At 47.3% G+C, this 14813-nt stretch carries 13 protein-coding genes; 11 read left to right on the top strand and 2 right to left on the bottom strand.

The genetic code is table 11. The annotated features are described in order from the left end of the window. Positions 1 to 47: 47 nt before the first annotated feature. Positions 48 to 1223 (bottom strand): 3-phenylpropionate MFS transporter, encoded by a 1176-nt coding sequence (locus CTT30_RS01215; protein ID WP_252035838.1) that lies wholly within the window; start codon positions 1221 to 1223, stop codon positions 48 to 50. Positions 1224 to 1418: 195 nt separating this feature from the next. Between CTT30_RS01215 and CTT30_RS01210 the strand changes: the two genes are divergently transcribed. The 10 genes from CTT30_RS01210 (at position 1419) to CTT30_RS01165 (ending at position 12452) form a co-directional block, all read left to right on the top strand. Continuing rightward, positions 1419 to 3245 carry a DUF294 nucleotidyltransferase-like domain-containing protein gene (locus CTT30_RS01210; protein ID WP_252035836.1) on the top strand — a complete coding sequence of 609 codons (1827 nt, stop codon included), beginning with the start codon at positions 1419 to 1421 and terminating at the stop codon, positions 3243 to 3245. A 2-nt stretch (positions 3246 to 3247) separates the two neighbouring features. Next, positions 3248 to 3880, top strand: coding sequence for a 3'-5' exonuclease (locus CTT30_RS01205; RefSeq protein ID WP_252036588.1), 633 nt, complete (start codon positions 3248 to 3250; stop codon positions 3878 to 3880). Positions 3881 to 4080: 200 nt separating this feature from the next. After that, on the top strand, positions 4081 to 6033 hold the full coding sequence (gene acs / locus CTT30_RS01200) for an acetate--CoA ligase (RefSeq protein WP_239838029.1): 1953 nt from the start codon (positions 4081 to 4083) through the stop codon (positions 6031 to 6033). Between the two features lie 292 nt (positions 6034 to 6325). Further along, on the top strand, positions 6326 to 6775 hold the full coding sequence (aroQ, locus tag CTT30_RS01195) for a type II 3-dehydroquinate dehydratase (RefSeq protein ID WP_239866934.1): 450 nt from the start codon (positions 6326 to 6328) through the stop codon (positions 6773 to 6775). 80 nt (positions 6776 to 6855) lie between these two features. After that, a complete protein-coding gene (gene accB, locus CTT30_RS01190) occupies positions 6856 to 7326 on the top strand; it encodes an acetyl-CoA carboxylase biotin carboxyl carrier protein (protein ID WP_252035834.1) in 471 nt (156 codons plus the stop codon). 15 nt (positions 7327 to 7341) lie between these two features. Continuing rightward, complete coding sequence (gene accC, locus CTT30_RS01185) at positions 7342 to 8685, top strand: acetyl-CoA carboxylase biotin carboxylase subunit (protein WP_252035832.1); 1344 nt, start codon at positions 7342 to 7344, stop codon at positions 8683 to 8685. 137 nt (positions 8686 to 8822) lie between these two features. Further along, complete coding sequence (gene prmA, locus CTT30_RS01180; RefSeq protein WP_252035831.1) at positions 8823 to 9710, top strand: 50S ribosomal protein L11 methyltransferase; 888 nt, start codon at positions 8823 to 8825, stop codon at positions 9708 to 9710. 139 nt (positions 9711 to 9849) lie between these two features. Next, on the top strand, positions 9850 to 10812 hold the full coding sequence (dusB, locus tag CTT30_RS01175) for a tRNA dihydrouridine synthase DusB (protein ID WP_252035829.1): 963 nt from the start codon (positions 9850 to 9852) through the stop codon (positions 10810 to 10812). Positions 10813 to 10884: 72 nt separating this feature from the next. After that, positions 10885 to 11181 (top strand): DNA-binding transcriptional regulator Fis, encoded by a 297-nt coding sequence (gene fis, locus CTT30_RS01170; RefSeq protein WP_000462885.1) that lies wholly within the window; start codon positions 10885 to 10887, stop codon positions 11179 to 11181. Positions 11182 to 11465: 284 nt separating this feature from the next. Then, a complete protein-coding gene (locus CTT30_RS01165; protein ID WP_252035827.1) occupies positions 11466 to 12452 on the top strand; it encodes a sensor domain-containing diguanylate cyclase in 987 nt (328 codons plus the stop codon). Here CTT30_RS01165 and zntR read toward each other — a convergent pair. Further along, positions 12449 to 12883 carry a Zn(2+)-responsive transcriptional regulator gene (gene zntR / locus CTT30_RS01160; protein WP_239838021.1) on the bottom strand — a complete coding sequence of 145 codons (435 nt, stop codon included), beginning with the start codon at positions 12881 to 12883 and terminating at the stop codon, positions 12449 to 12451. The genes CTT30_RS01165 and zntR overlap by 4 nt on opposite strands. 272 nt (positions 12884 to 13155) lie before the next feature. Here zntR and purH point away from each other — a divergent pair, with 272 nt between their 5' ends. Beyond that, positions 13156 to 14748 carry a bifunctional phosphoribosylaminoimidazolecarboxamide formyltransferase/IMP cyclohydrolase gene (gene purH / locus CTT30_RS01155; RefSeq protein WP_252035825.1) on the top strand — a complete coding sequence of 531 codons (1593 nt, stop codon included), beginning with the start codon at positions 13156 to 13158 and terminating at the stop codon, positions 14746 to 14748. Positions 14749 to 14813 lie beyond the last annotated feature (65 nt).

Genomic DNA, 14813 nt, shown 5'->3' with positions numbered 1-14813 from the left:
GAGGTTTCATTTAACTAAGGAAGCGAATTGAACTCAAACAGTTCCGCTTAATTCTGTGCTTTAACGTCGATAACCGAGGCACGCTCACGTTTTGGTTCAACACGAATAAACAGTGCCAGAATGCCCATCACTGCCATCGCCCAAAAAACGTTCGCACCCCAATTCTCATACCCCCAGCCACTCAAGGCGGTCATCAGAGCGATGAATGCACCGAGCGGAATCGCATTGTACAGTGCTTGAAGAGCGACCATTTTTCTTGGCTCCGAATGCTGGATGTATTGAATAGCAGCGATGTGTGCGACGGCAAACGTCACACCATGGAGTAATTGGATTAAGACAAGCCCTATCAGTACCGTTGTCGAAGCGGTCAACCCCCAGCGAACCACGACGCCAATAGCAGCAACTAAGAACAGTGCACGTAAAGACCAACCGGCAAACAGGCGTTTACTTAAGGCGAAAACTGCCACTTCCGCCACCACACCTAGGCTCCACAGATAACCAATAATATCTTCAGAATGCCCGGCTTCTTTCCAGTATATTGAGCTAAAACTGTAGTAAGCGGCATGACTGCCCTGAATCAAAGTCGCCAGAGCGAGGAACTTCAAGACGGAAGACTCCTTTAGTAGATCGGTCAATTTCGGTCTTTCTGCCTGCTCTTCTTCCGTCGTGACAGGCATCGGATTGGTGTTACGCATCCCGACCAAAATGGCAAAAAATACCCCCGCTAGCGCGGTATACAAAATCATATCAGTGCCGAATTTGGCCACCAAATAGCCGACCACCGTCGAACCCGCAATAAAGGCCACGGATCCCCAGAGTCGAGCACGCCCATAATCGAGCATCTTCAGCCGCGCATAGTAGTTCGCCATCGCATCAGACAGCGGCACAATCGGCCCGCAGCAGAGGTTAAACAGCACAGTTGCACCCGCCATCAACCAAAAACTGCCGCCAGTAAAGAAGTGAAAACCGATAAAAATTAGGGCAGCGATGCTCAGCCAACGCAGTGCAGGCATCAGGTGCTCAACCTTATGAATACGTGGCGTTAACACCATATTGGCGACACAACGAGTCGCAAAACCAATGCCGACTAATAAGCCGATATCCGTGGCTGAAACGCCCTGTTCCTCAAACCACAACGCCCAGAATGGCAGATAGACACCATAGGCAAAAAAGAATCCGACAAAGTATTGAGATATCCAGCCGTAGGGAGACGGATTGAGCATTATGACCTCTGAATGCGATATGAGAGCAGATGCTGCATTATCTCTGCTTACTTGCTGAATAAAAAGGGAAGATTACTCACCAATCTGTTTCCGCACAGCCATCCTAAATTAGAGTAATTCGACCAAAGTCGTCTGGCACTTAAAAGGAAACTTGTCACACTTAAAGCATGGTTTCTTTTCTCACGTGGGTCCGGTATGCCAGATAAATTCAACATGCACTCTCCACCGTTTGATCGTCTCGACGAAAGACAGCAGAACAAGCTACGGGCCTCGTTGGATGTTGCCTACTTCCGAGATAAAGAAGTGTTGCTGGCGACCGATGGAGAAAGCCAGCACTTGCATATTCTGATTAAAGGCGCTGTTGAGGAGCGCAGTGCTAATGGAGAGGAAGTATTCGCCCATTACGCCAATGATGACTTATTTGATGTACGCGCGCTGTTTGAAGGTAAAGTCCGCCATCACTACGTTGCGCTGGAAGATACGCTCACCTATCTGCTACCTAAAGCGGTCTTTCTTGAGCTATACAACGAAAATGGCCAGTTTGCGGCCTATTTCGATAACAATCTCGCCAAACGACAGCAATTGATTGAAGCCGCCCAACAACAACAGAATCTGGCCGAGTTTATTCTCACTAAAGTTGACCGCGATATCTATCACCCTCCGATGATTCTTAGCCCTGAGCAGCCACTTAATGAGGTCACTCAGGTATTAAAGCAGAATGGAATTGATGCCGCTTTAGTCAGGCTTCATGACGACGACCCACGCTTGACCAACAATCCAAATCAGCTGCCTTTCGCTATCGTCACCCGAACCAACATGCTGCATGCCGTAATGCTTGACGGTCATCCGCTGGATACTCAGATCAGCGCGATTGCAACCTTTCCGGTGGTTCATGTCGACGATGGCGATTTTCTATTTAACGCGATGATAAAGATGACCCGTCAGCGTATGAAGCGGGTCATGGTGGCGGACGGTAAAGAAGCGGTCGGTATGCTGGATATGACCCAGATTCTCAGTGCCTTTTCTACCCATTCTCATGTATTAACCTTGAGCATAGCCCGCGCATCCAGCATCGAAGAACTGGCATTGGCATCCAATCGCCAACGTCAGTTAGTCGATAGCCTGCTAGGAAACGGCATTCGTACCCGTTTTATCATGGAGCTGATTTCTGCGGTCAACGAGCAAATTATCGAAAAAGCGTTTGAACTGATTGTTCCTCCTGCCCTTCACGATCATTGCTGTCTGATCGTTTTAGGCTCAGAAGGACGTGGGGAACAGATCTTAAAAACCGACCAAGACAATGCATTGATTATCAGAGACGGATTGGACTGGCCTCAGTGCGACACCGTTATGGCTCAACTGACCCACACTTTACAACAACTAGGCTACCCACTTTGCCCAGGTAATGTGATGGTCAACAACCCGAAATGGGTGAAAAGTCAGTGTGACTGGCAGACAACATTAACACGTTGGTCTAAGCCTTCTTCTGCTGAGCACGTCATGGATCTGGCCATTTTCACCGATGCTCACGCGGTCGCTGGCAACAAGACGTTGCTCACTCCTGTGCGACAACACCTCAAAGGGCTGATGCTGAATAATATGCTGGCGCTACAGGACTTCACTCGACCCGCGTTGCAGTTCTCTCTGCCACTGACTCTGTTTGGCAACGTCAAATCGGACAAACAAGGAGTCGATCTGAAAAGTGGCGGTATCTTCCCAATCGTTCACGGGATTCGCACCCTAGCACTGGAATATGGCTTAGAGGAAAACAACACCTTTGACCGGATTGAAGCGTTGCGTAACAAGCGCATCTTAGAGCCAGAAACCGCGGACAACCTCAATGAAGCATTGAAACTGTTCTTTAAACTCCGTCTTAGCCAACAGGTCGCGAATCAACATAGTCACAACCGCATCAACCTCAAACTGCTCGAACGCACGGAACGTGACTTACTGCGACACAGCCTGCATGTGGTCAAAAAGTTCAAACAGTTCCTTGGCTACCACTATCAAATTCGGGACTAATGATGAACTGGATTCAGCGCCGTTACTGGTATCACAAATTGAAGGGCTCTCCTTATCAGCCCCTGTTTGCCTCAGTCCAAAAGGGTGAGTATGTCTCGCTCGACTGTGAAACCACCAGCTTAGATCCAAAGCGCGCCGAACTGGTCACCATCGCAGCGACCAAAATCATCGACAACCGCATTATCACCAGCCAACCTTTCGAAGTGAGATTAAGAGCTCCCCAATCGCTGGATTCTAATTCGGTCAAGATCCATCAGATTCGCCATTCAGATCTGGCCGATGGTATCGATGAAAAACAGGCACTGACACAGTTACTGGCTTTTGTCGGCAATCGGCCACTGGTGGGATACCACATTCGCTATGATAAGAAGATCCTAGACTTAGCTTGCAAACGTCAACTAGGGTTCCCTCTTCCCAACCCTTTGATTGAGGTCAGTCAGATTTACCACGACAAACTGGAGAAACACTTACCTAACGCCTATTTCGATCTGAGTCTAGAAGCCATTTGCAAGCATCTCGATTTACCGATGCAGAGTAAGCACGACGCTTTGCAAGACGCTATATCTGCTGCTTTAGTGTTTGTTCGCCTCACTAAGGGAGATCTACCCAGTTTGAATTTCCCCTACACTCGCTAATCATTCCGTCGATCCAAATCGCAAAATCAAACATAACAGCGTCATTAATAAGCAGAATCAGCTCTCTCATCCTAAAGTCTAATTGTCGAATTACGCTAGGTGCTAGAAAGTGATAGATATAGGGATTTTCGACAAACGTGAAAACGTTTTAAACGAGCACTTGCTTGATTCGAGCAGAATTAAGCTCAAGGAGAGAAACAATGAGTGAAGCCCATATTTATCCGGTAAAGGACAATATCAAAACAAATACCCATGCGGATAATGACACCTACCTCGCCATGTACCAACAGTCTGTCTCTGACCCAGAAGGATTCTGGAGTGAGCACGGTAAGATTGTTGATTGGATCAAACCCTTCACCAAAGTAAAAAACACGTCATTTGACACAGGCCATGTCGATATTCGCTGGTTTGAAGATGGTACGCTCAACGTCTCTGCCAACTGTATTGACCGCCACCTAGCTGAGCGCGGTGACGACGTGGCAATCATCTGGGAAGGTGATGACCCAGCAGACGATAAAACACTGACATTCAACGAACTGCACAAAGAAGTGTGCCGTTTCTCTAACGCTCTAAAAGAGCAAGGTGTACGTAAAGGCGACGTCGTGTGTCTTTACATGCCAATGGTACCTGAAGCAGCCGTTGCTATGCTGGCTTGTACTCGTATCGGTGCAGTCCACACGGTTGTTTTCGGTGGTTTCTCTCCAGAAGCACTATCGGGACGTATCATTGACTCAGACGCCAAAGTCGTTGTCACAGCCGATGAAGGCGTGCGCGGTGGTCGAGCGGTTCCACTGAAAAAGAATGTCGATGAAGCATTGACCAACCCAGAAGTGAAAACGATCGATAAAGTATTAGTGCTGAAGCGCACTGGTGGTGATATTGACTGGCATGAGCATCGTGATGTTTGGTGGCATGAGGCAACAGCATCTGTTTCAGATGATTGCCCACCGGAAGAGATGAAAGCGGAAGATCCACTTTTCATCCTCTACACATCAGGTTCAACCGGTAAACCTAAAGGTGTCCTTCACACCACAGGCGGTTACCTAGTTTACGCCACCATGACTTTCAAATATGTCTTCGACTATCAACCAGGTGAAACCTTCTGGTGTACCGCTGACGTAGGTTGGATAACCGGCCACACTTACCTCATCTATGGTCCTCTAGCTAATGGTGCAAAAACCATTCTGTTCGAAGGGGTACCAAACTACCCAAACACCAACCGCATGAGTGAAGTCGTTGATAAGCACCAAGTCAATATTCTTTACACTGCGCCAACCGCGATTCGCGCGTTGATGGCAAAAGGCAATGAAGCGGTAGATGGCACTACCCGTGATAGCCTGCGTATTATGGGCTCAGTAGGTGAACCGATTAACCCAGAAGCATGGGAGTGGTACTACAAGACGATTGGTAATGAAAAATCTCCGATTGTCGATACTTGGTGGCAAACCGAAACCGGTGGCATCCTCATCACTCCACTACCAGGTGCTACGGCACTAAAACCTGGCTCTGCCACTCGTCCATTCTTTGGCGTACAACCTGCGTTAGTCGATAACATGGGTAACATCATTGAAGAGACCGCAGCTGAAGGTAACTTGGTGATCCTTGATTCATGGCCAGGCCAAATGCGTACCGTTTACGGCGACCATGAGCGCTTTGAGCAAACCTACTTCTCTACGTTCAAAGGCATGTACTTCACCAGTGATGGCGCTCGTCGTGACGAAGACGGCTACTACTGGATCACAGGCCGTGTTGATGACGTACTCAACGTCTCCGGTCACCGTATGGGGACCGCAGAAATTGAATCGGCTTTGGTTGCCCACGATAAGATTGCAGAAGCAGCAATTGTCGGCATCCCGCATGACATCAAAGGTCAAGCCATTTACGCTTACGTTACACTTAATGATGGTGAGTTCCCATCAGCAGAGCTGCACAAAGAAGTGAAGGACTGGGTACGTAAAGAAATTGGACCAATCGCTACGCCGGACGTGCTGCACTGGACTGACTCACTGCCGAAAACTCGCTCCGGTAAAATCATGCGTCGTATCCTACGCAAGATAGCCACTGGTGATACCAGCAACTTAGGTGACACCTCAACACTGGCTGATCCAAGCGTTGTTGATAAGTTAATCGCCGAAAAAGCCGAACTTGCGTAGAAATAGTAAGCAAGACTAAGCCGTCACATTTGTGGCGGCTTTTTTATTGGTTGGAACATATCTAGCGACCTAAAGTCCAAGGTAAAGCGGTCAAATTTGTTACCTTGGTAGCAGTTTTTTGTCTTCACCACAGGAGATTAGACCAGTAAATTGCTGCTAAATGTACTGAATTAGCTATAATCTGGGTCTATTTTAAAGATCTAGCGTAAATTTTTACAATATAATTACGCTGAGTCAGCAATATCATGGGAAGATTCCATTTCATATCATGAAGTAGGAAGATGGCAGCACAATGACAGCTAAATCACGCATTCTTGTCTTAAATGGTCCAAATTTAAACCTGTTAGGTCTACGCGAGCCGGGTCATTATGGTTCTCAGACCTTACCACAGATTATCGACACTTTGACTGAGCAAGCCCACAAAGCTGGCGTTGAGCTAGAGCATCTGCAATCAAATCGCGAATATGAATTGATTGAGAAGATCCACGAATCCTTTGGACAAGTTGACTTCATCATCATCAATCCAGCTGCATTTACCCACACCAGTGTTGCGCTGCGGGATGCCCTACTCGGCGTCTCAATCCCATTTATTGAAGTACATTTATCTAACGTGCACGCACGCGAGTCTTTCCGCCATCACTCTTATCTATCTGATAAGGCGCAAGGTGTGATTTGCGGTCTAGGTGCACAAGGTTACGAATTCGCTTTGTCTGCTGCCGTAAACACATTGCAGGCACAGTAGCTTATTACTATCACAGTAAATGAACACACTCTGCAGCTCACTAGAGCTGTCTTATTCACAAGATAAAAGAGAAAGAAAAGATGGATATCCGTAAAATCAAAAAGCTTATCGAGTTAGTTGAAGAATCTGGCATTGCTGAGCTAGAAATCTCTGAAGGTGAAGAGTCGGTACGAATCAGCCGTAACGGTTCAGCGGCACCAACTCCAATTCAATATGCAGCAGCACCAGTTGCAGCGGCACCAGCAGTAGCTCCTGCGGCGGCACCGGCAGCAGCACCTGCTCCAGCAGCAGAAGCAGCAGCGCCAGCAGTACCAGCGGGTCATCAAGTTCTTTCTCCAATGGTCGGTACTTTCTACCGTGCTCCAAGCCCTGATTCGAAATCATTTATCGAAGTTGGTCAATCTGTAACCGCTGGCGAAACACTGTGCATCGTTGAAGCAATGAAGATGATGAACCAAATCGAAGCAGACAAATCTGGTGTAGTTACTGCAATCCTAGTTGACGATGGTCAGCCAGTTGAATTCGACCAACCACTTGTTGTTATCGAATAATAGAGGCTGTCTCTTATGTTAGATAAATTAGTCATCGCGAACCGAGGCGAAATTGCGCTTCGTATTCTTCGCGCATGTAAAGAATTAGGCATCAAAACCGTTGCCGTACACTCAACAGCAGACCGTGATTTGAAACACGTACTTCTTGCTGATGAAGCAATCTGTATCGGTCCTGCTCGCGGTATCGATAGCTACCTAAACATTCCACGCATTATTTCAGCAGCAGAAGTAACAGGTGCAGTCGCTATCCACCCAGGTTACGGATTTCTATCTGAGAACGCTGACTTTGCTGAGCAAGTTGAGCGTAGCGGCTTTATCTTTGTCGGTCCAAAGGCAGAAACCATTCGCATCATGGGTGACAAAGTATCCGCCATCACTGCGATGAAAAAAGCAGGTGTTCCTTGTGTACCAGGCTCTGATGGCCCACTTGACAATGATGAAGTGAAAAACAAAGCTCACGCGAAGCGTATTGGCTACCCAGTCATTATCAAAGCCTCTGGTGGTGGCGGTGGTCGTGGTATGCGTGTAGTTCGCTCTGAAGCTGAGCTGGTAGAAGCTATCGCTATGACCCGTGCTGAAGCAAAAGCAGCGTTCAACAACGACATGGTTTACATGGAGAAATTCCTAGAAAACCCACGTCACGTTGAAGTACAGGTGATTGCTGATGGTCAAGGCGGTGCTATCCACCTTGGTGAACGTGACTGTTCTATGCAGCGTCGTCACCAGAAAGTGGTTGAAGAAGCGCCAGCTCCAGGTATCACAGCAGAAATGCGTAAGTACATTGGTGAACGTTGTACGCGTGCTTGTTTGGAAATTGGTTACCGCGGTGCAGGTACTTTCGAGTTCCTTTACGAAAACGGCGAATTCTACTTCATCGAAATGAACACGCGTATTCAGGTAGAACATCCAGTAACAGAAATGGTGACGGGCGTTGACCTGATCAAAGAGCAGCTTCGTGTAGCAGCCGGCCAGCCTTTGTCATTCACTCAGGATGACATCAAGATCCGCGGCCATGCGATTGAGTGTCGTATCAACGCAGAAGACCCTGAGCGCTTCCTACCTTCACCAGGTAAAATTGACCGCTTCCACGCACCGGGCGGTATGGGCGTTCGTTGGGAGTCGCACATCTACACGGGCTACACAGTACCACCGCACTATGACTCAATGGTCGGTAAGCTGATCACATTTGGTGAAAACCGTGATGTTGCGATTGCTCGCATGAAGAACGCACTCGGTGAGATGATCATCGAAGGCATCAAGACCAACGTTCCGCTGCAAGAAAGCATCATGAACGACGAAAACTTCCAACATGGTGGTGCGAACATCCACTACCTAGAGAAGAAACTCGGTCTGCAGTAATTCGATTACTGACACGATACAAATGCTCACTTCGGTGAGCATTTTTGTTTTCAGTGCAGTCTGGGCTCAAATACTCTCCCGAGTTCTGCTACACTCTGCGCAAATTTAAATCTAACCATCTAGACGAGCACATACCCATGCCTTGGATTCAAATCAAACTCAATGCGACCAATGACAACGCTGAGCAAATCGGCGACATGCTAATGGAAGAAACAGGAGCACTGTCTGTAACCTTCTTAGACGCGCAGGATACGCCAGTATTTGAACCTTTGCCGGGAGAAACTCGTCTGTGGGGTGATACCGATATTCTCGCTTTGTACGATGCTGAAGCAGATACCCAGTTTATTATTGAACAAACCAAAAACAGTAACTTGCTACCAGAAGGCTTTGCTTACAAAGTGGAGCAGTTGGAAGACAAAGACTGGGAACGAGAGTGGATGGACAACTTCCACCCAATGAAGTTTGGTGAGCGTTTATGGATCTGCCCAAGCTGGCGAGATGTCCCAGAGCCGGATGCGGTCAACGTGATGTTAGATCCTGGCCTCGCTTTTGGTACTGGCACTCATCCAACTACTGCGCTGTGCCTGGAGTGGCTGGAAGGGCTAGACCTATCGGGTAAAACCGTGATCGATTTTGGTTGTGGCTCTGGCATCTTAGCGATCGCTGCGATCAAGCTTGGTGCTGAAAAGGTCATCGGGATCGATATTGATCCTCAGGCTCTCATCGCTTCAAAAGACAACGCCGAGCGCAATGGCGTTGCCGATAAGCTCGAAGTTTTCCTACCACAAGATCAACCAGAGGGCCTGAACGCTGACGTCGTCGTCGCGAACATCCTTGCTGGTCCACTTCGTGAGTTGTCGCCGATTATCAAGTCTCTAGTCAAACCGAACGGCCAGTTGGCAATGTCTGGCGTGCTGGATACACAAGCAGAAGATGTGGCTAACTATTACCGTGATGAGCTTCACATTGATCCTATCAAGGAACAAAGTGAGTGGTGTCGAATCTCGGGCTGCAAGCAAGGCTAGACAAGACTTTCAGGGCTAATTGTTTGAAATTCATACAAATTACAAAAACAATTTGTAAATGCTCAAATATTAGTCTTTTCACAGCGGAAAAAAATGCGTAAAATGCGCGCCCTTGCTGGTACTAAGCTGTGAAGACGTTTTGAAAATCGGAAATCATCAACTTAAGAATAATCTCATCGTCGCCCCGATGGCGGGAGTGACCGATAGACCGTTTCGAGAGTTATGCCTCCGCTATGGTGCTGGGATGGCCGTCAGTGAAATGATGTCCTCAAACCCAAAGCTATGGAAAACGTCTAAGTCCAAGCAACGCATGGTGCATGAAGGTGAATCGGGCATTCGCTCTGTACAGATTGCGGGTGCGGATCCACAACTGATGGCCGACGCTGCTCAGTTTAGCGTTGAGAACGGTGCGCAAATCATCGATATCAACATGGGCTGCCCAGCAAAAAAAGTGAATAAGAAGCTTGCCGGTTCTGCACTGCTTCGCTTCCCAGATATCATCGAAGGTATCCTTAAAGCGGTAGTCAATGCAGTCGATGTCCCAGTGACACTCAAAACCCGAACAGGCTGGGACCCAGATAATAAAAACTGTGTCCAAATCGCTAAATTAGCCGAAGACTGCGGCATACAAGCGCTTGCTCTGCATGGCAGAACAAAAGCCTGTATGTACAAAGGTGAGGCAGAATATGACAGCATCAGAGCAGTCAAGCAGGCAATTTCGATACCGGTTATCGCAAACGGTGATATCGATAGCCCAGAGAAAGCCAAGCGCGTACTGGAGTACACCGGTGCAGACGCTCTGATGATTGGACGTCCCGCCCAAGGTCGTCCATGGATTTTCCAGGAAATCCAACACTTTTTGGAAAACGGCACCACGCTGCCTGACCTTCCGTCCACGGAAGTGAAAGACATTCTGCTGGGTCATGTGAATGCGCTCCACGATTTTTATGGAGAGTACTTAGGGCCACGAATCGCGCGTAAGCACGTAGGTTGGTACCTAAAAGAGCATGAGCAAGCAAGTGAGTTTCGCCGTACCTTCAACGCGATTGAGGCAGCAGAGCTGCAACTTGAAGCGTTAGAAGCGTATTTTGATAAAGCCTAACTATTTAAAGCGAACGCTTTAGATACAATAGGTAAACGTTGCATCATAATTAAGAGAAGAGCTAGACCGAATATGTTCGAACAAAATCTGACTTCAGAAGCATTAACAGTAACGACAGTAACGTCACAGGACCAAATTACTCAGAAACCATTACGTGACTCTGTTAAAGCGTCTCTTAAAAACTACTTGGCTCAACTAAACGGCCAAGAAGTCACAGAACTATACGAATTAGTTCTAGCTGAAGTTGAACAGCCACTACTAGATACCATTATGCAATACACTCGCGGTAACCAAACTCGCGCAGCAACTATGATGGGTATTAACCGCGGTACTCTTCGCAAGAAACTTAAAAAATACGGCATGAACTAATCGTTCTGACGAGTTTTTTCTAAGAAAGCCGATTCCTCAGGGATTCGGCTTTTCTCTTTATCATCGCTTGCCATTTATTCACTTAATTTCATAGTAATTATTTGGCTCTCCAGCTCAGCTAGTTCACTGATTTTAAGGCTAAAGCGTACAAACCAAGCGCATATTACGTCTCACTTTCACATCCTATAATTGAGCAAATAGTAAGCAAACTGTGATCTCTCACGATTGTCATCACTACCTGTCTAGATATAATGCGGTGTTCACCTATTGTTGGATAAAACTATATGCTTGATAAGCAAAGGGAAGCATGGCTGAGCCAGATTCTTAATGAACTTCCTGACCGACTTTTCGTTTTGGATCAATCGGGGCGCTTTATCGAGGGTTTTGGGGGAACGTTCCATTCTGTTCGCCTCGAAAAAAGTGGCTATACCAACAGAACACTCCATGACCTCCTTCCGCACGATAAAGCCGATCAATTGTTCAGCTATATACAAACGGTAACAGCATCAGCAAAGCCGCAGATTGTGCAGTACAGTGTTAGCCCTATCGAGTGTCTGCACTTCTCCATTAATGAACTGGACAATTTAAATGGGCGAGATGAAATGTGGTTTGAAGCGACGATCAAACCCCTGTGTATCGTGGATGGAGCTCAATATGTGCTGTGGCAAGAACGCGACATCACCAGTACTTACCACCGCCAAGAAGAACTGAAGCGACTTTCAGAAACCGATGAACTCACGGGTATCTTCAACCGACGAGCCTTCTTAGAAGCACTAGAAAGTGAGCTGACTAGCAGCAAAGACACACAGCATGGGCTATCGTGTTTGATGATTGATATTGACCACTTTAAAGAGATTAACGATCAGGTGGGCCACCTCTCAGGAGATGAAGTCATCACACATGTGGCGAAAATTTGCCAGCAACAAATCCGTGGTAGTGATTATATTGGGCGATTAGGAGGAGAAGAGTTCGGTGTCGTGCTGTCTAATATCAATGCGATAAAAGCTTACGACATCGCTGAACGCATTCGTCAATCCATCGAGAGTACCCCCTGCCATGTCGATGAACATATTATTCACCCAACCGTAAGCATCGGCATTGCGGAAAGCACACCTGACATCCAAAATGTCAAACAGCTGCTAATCCAAGCGGATAAAGCCATGTACTACTCAAAACAAACAGGTCGTAATCAGGTTACGCTTTACCACAGTAGTTTGCCCGATATGAAGGTGCAATCGGCTACCCAAGCTCGGATTCGTCAGGCGGGTTAATCTTCAGAACAACACGATTGTTCATGCTCTTCATTTCCCAGCGCACCTAAAATCGAACAGTGACTGGCATCATCATCAACATGACCACAACACGCATCGTTGATTTTCTTCAATGCTTGGCGAATGCGGTTTAGCTCTGCAATTTTTTCATCAATCACTTCGAGCTTTGCCGAGGTGATGGCTTTTACTTCGGCACAACTGTGCTCGGTGGCTTCTAGCTTTATCTCTAGCAGCTCGCGAATTTCTTCCAGACTTAGCCCTAAGTCTTTGGCTTTTAGGATAAAACCGACCTGTTTCTGATTTTCTTCGTTATAAAGACGATAACCCGATTCACTGCGCCCCATGGGGCGGATCAGTTCATTTTTCTCATAGAAGCGCAAAGTATCGGTGGTCACACCACAACGCTTTGCCAGTTCTCCAATCTGGAACATAACTTTCCTTATTAACTATCTCGTTACTTTTTAAGTTAAAAAGCACGGTTTTCATAATTATTTTTGAGATGCCAAACGATTGCGCGAGCTTTTTTGTAATAAATTAGTTAGAATGTGCGCCATCAAGTTTAGAGTCTAATATCTGTCCAGTCTCGACTGGCAAAAAGGTCTTTACCAAAACTGGCCAATATTTTATCCCTACGAGATAAAAACAAGTTCATTTTTGGCAAATATCTTTAGTTTAACTCCATGACTTTGAGGAAGATGGAAGCATGAACAACGCTCGTCCAATTCGCCGCGCCCTTATCAGCGTATCAGACAAAACCGGTATTGTTGAGTTTGTCCAAGCGCTTGCTGAGCGCGGTGTCGATATCCTATCCACTGGTGGTACAGCCCGCTTACTTGCTGAGCAAGGCATTAACGTTACTGAAGTATCCGATTATACGGGTTTCCCGGAAATGATGGACGGACGCGTGAAAACGCTACATCCAAAGGTTCATGGTGGTGTTTTGGGCCGTCGTGGCCAAGATGATGACGTGATGGAAAAACACGGCATCAAACCTATCGATATGGTTGTTGTAAACCTATATCCATTCGCAGAAACCGTTGCTAAAGAAGGCTGTACCCTAGCTGATGCGGTAGAGAACATCGACATCGGTGGCCCAACAATGGTCCGTTCTGCAGCGAAAAACCACAAAGACGTGACTATCGTTGTGAACGCTCACGATTACGACCGCGTGATCTCAGAAATGGACGCAAACGAAACGTCTCTTACGCTAGAAACGCGCTTCGACCTCGCTATCGCGGCATTCGAGCACACCGCGTCTTATGATGGCATGATCGCAAACTACTTCGGCACTATGGTTCCATCTTACGGTGAGAACAAAGAAGGTGATGAAGAGTCTAAATTCCCACGTACTTTCAACCAGCAATTCAAAAAGAAGCAAGACATGCGCTATGGTGAGAACAGTCACCAAGCAGCTGCTTTCTACGTTGAAGCAAACCCTGAAGAAGCTTCGGTTTCTACTGCTCGCCAAATCCAAGGTAAAGCCCTTTCTTACAACAACATCGCAGACACGGACGCAGCACTTGAGTGTGTGAAAGAGTTCAACGAGCCAGCATGTGTGATCGTAAAGCACGCGAATCCATGTGGTGTGGCTCTAGGTAAAGACATTCTAGAAGCTTACAACCGCGCTTACCAAACTGACCCAACATCTGCATTCGGCGGTATCATTGCCTTCAACCAAGAGCTAGATGCCGAAACAGCATCTGCGATTGTTGAGCGTCAATTCGTTGAAGTAATCATCGCACCTTCTATTTCTGCTGGCGCGATTGAAGTGGTTGCGGCGAAGAAGAACGTGCGTCTGCTTGAGTGTGGCGAATGGACAACTAAGACGACGGGCTTTGACGTGAAACGCGTGAATGGCGGTCTACTGGTTCAAGACCGCGATAAAGGCATGGTAAGCCTAGACGACCTAAAAGTAGTTTCTAAGCGTCAACCAACAGAAGAAGAGCTAAAAGATGCCCTATTCTGCTGGAAAGTAGCGAAGTACGTGAAATCAAACGCGATCGTTTACTCGAAAGGCGACATGACGATTGGTGTAGGCGCGGGCCAAATGAGCCGCGTTTACTCTGCGAAAATCGCAGGCATCAAAGCTGCTGACGAAGGTCTACAGGTTGAAGGTTGTGTGATGGCATCAGATGCATTCTTCCCATTCCGCGACGGTATCGATGCGGCAGCAGAAGCAGGCATCAAGTGTGTTATCCAACCAGGTGGTTCTATGCGTGACGACGAAGTTATCGCAGCAGCGGACGAACACGGCATGGCGATGATCTTTACGGGCATGCGTCACTTCCGCCACTAATTCTCTTGTCATCATTGGGGCGGTAACTGCGTTGACTACGCTCGCTTACCCTAATCACATAGCGA

Origin of the sequence: Vibrio coralliilyticus, from assembly GCF_024449095.1 — a bacterium.
GTDB classification, from domain to species: Bacteria; Pseudomonadota; Gammaproteobacteria; order Enterobacterales; family Vibrionaceae; genus Vibrio; species Vibrio coralliilyticus_A.
Note: the sequence above shows the minus strand (reverse complement) of the source record. Positions and strands in the feature narration are given on the sequence as shown.

Coding starts and splice junctions, on each gene's coding strand:
- CTT30_RS01215 (WP_252035838.1), bottom strand. CDS start 1,223: ATGCTCAATCCGTCTCCCTACGGCTGGATATCTCAATACTTTGTCGGA.
- CTT30_RS01210 (WP_252035836.1), top strand. CDS start 1,419: ATGCCAGATAAATTCAACATGCACTCTCCACCGTTTGATCGTCTCGAC.
- CTT30_RS01205 (WP_252036588.1), top strand. CDS start 3,248: ATGAACTGGATTCAGCGCCGTTACTGGTATCACAAATTGAAGGGCTCT.
- acs (WP_239838029.1), top strand. CDS start 4,081: ATGAGTGAAGCCCATATTTATCCGGTAAAGGACAATATCAAAACAAAT.
- aroQ (WP_239866934.1), top strand. CDS start 6,326: ATGACAGCTAAATCACGCATTCTTGTCTTAAATGGTCCAAATTTAAAC.
- accB (WP_252035834.1), top strand. CDS start 6,856: ATGGATATCCGTAAAATCAAAAAGCTTATCGAGTTAGTTGAAGAATCT.
- accC (WP_252035832.1), top strand. CDS start 7,342: ATGTTAGATAAATTAGTCATCGCGAACCGAGGCGAAATTGCGCTTCGT.
- prmA (WP_252035831.1), top strand. CDS start 8,823: ATGCCTTGGATTCAAATCAAACTCAATGCGACCAATGACAACGCTGAG.
- fis (WP_000462885.1), top strand. CDS start 10,885: ATGTTCGAACAAAATCTGACTTCAGAAGCATTAACAGTAACGACAGTA.
- CTT30_RS01165 (WP_252035827.1), top strand. CDS start 11,466: ATGCTTGATAAGCAAAGGGAAGCATGGCTGAGCCAGATTCTTAATGAA.
- zntR (WP_239838021.1), bottom strand. CDS start 12,883: ATGTTCCAGATTGGAGAACTGGCAAAGCGTTGTGGTGTGACCACCGAT.
- purH (WP_252035825.1), top strand. CDS start 13,156: ATGAACAACGCTCGTCCAATTCGCCGCGCCCTTATCAGCGTATCAGAC.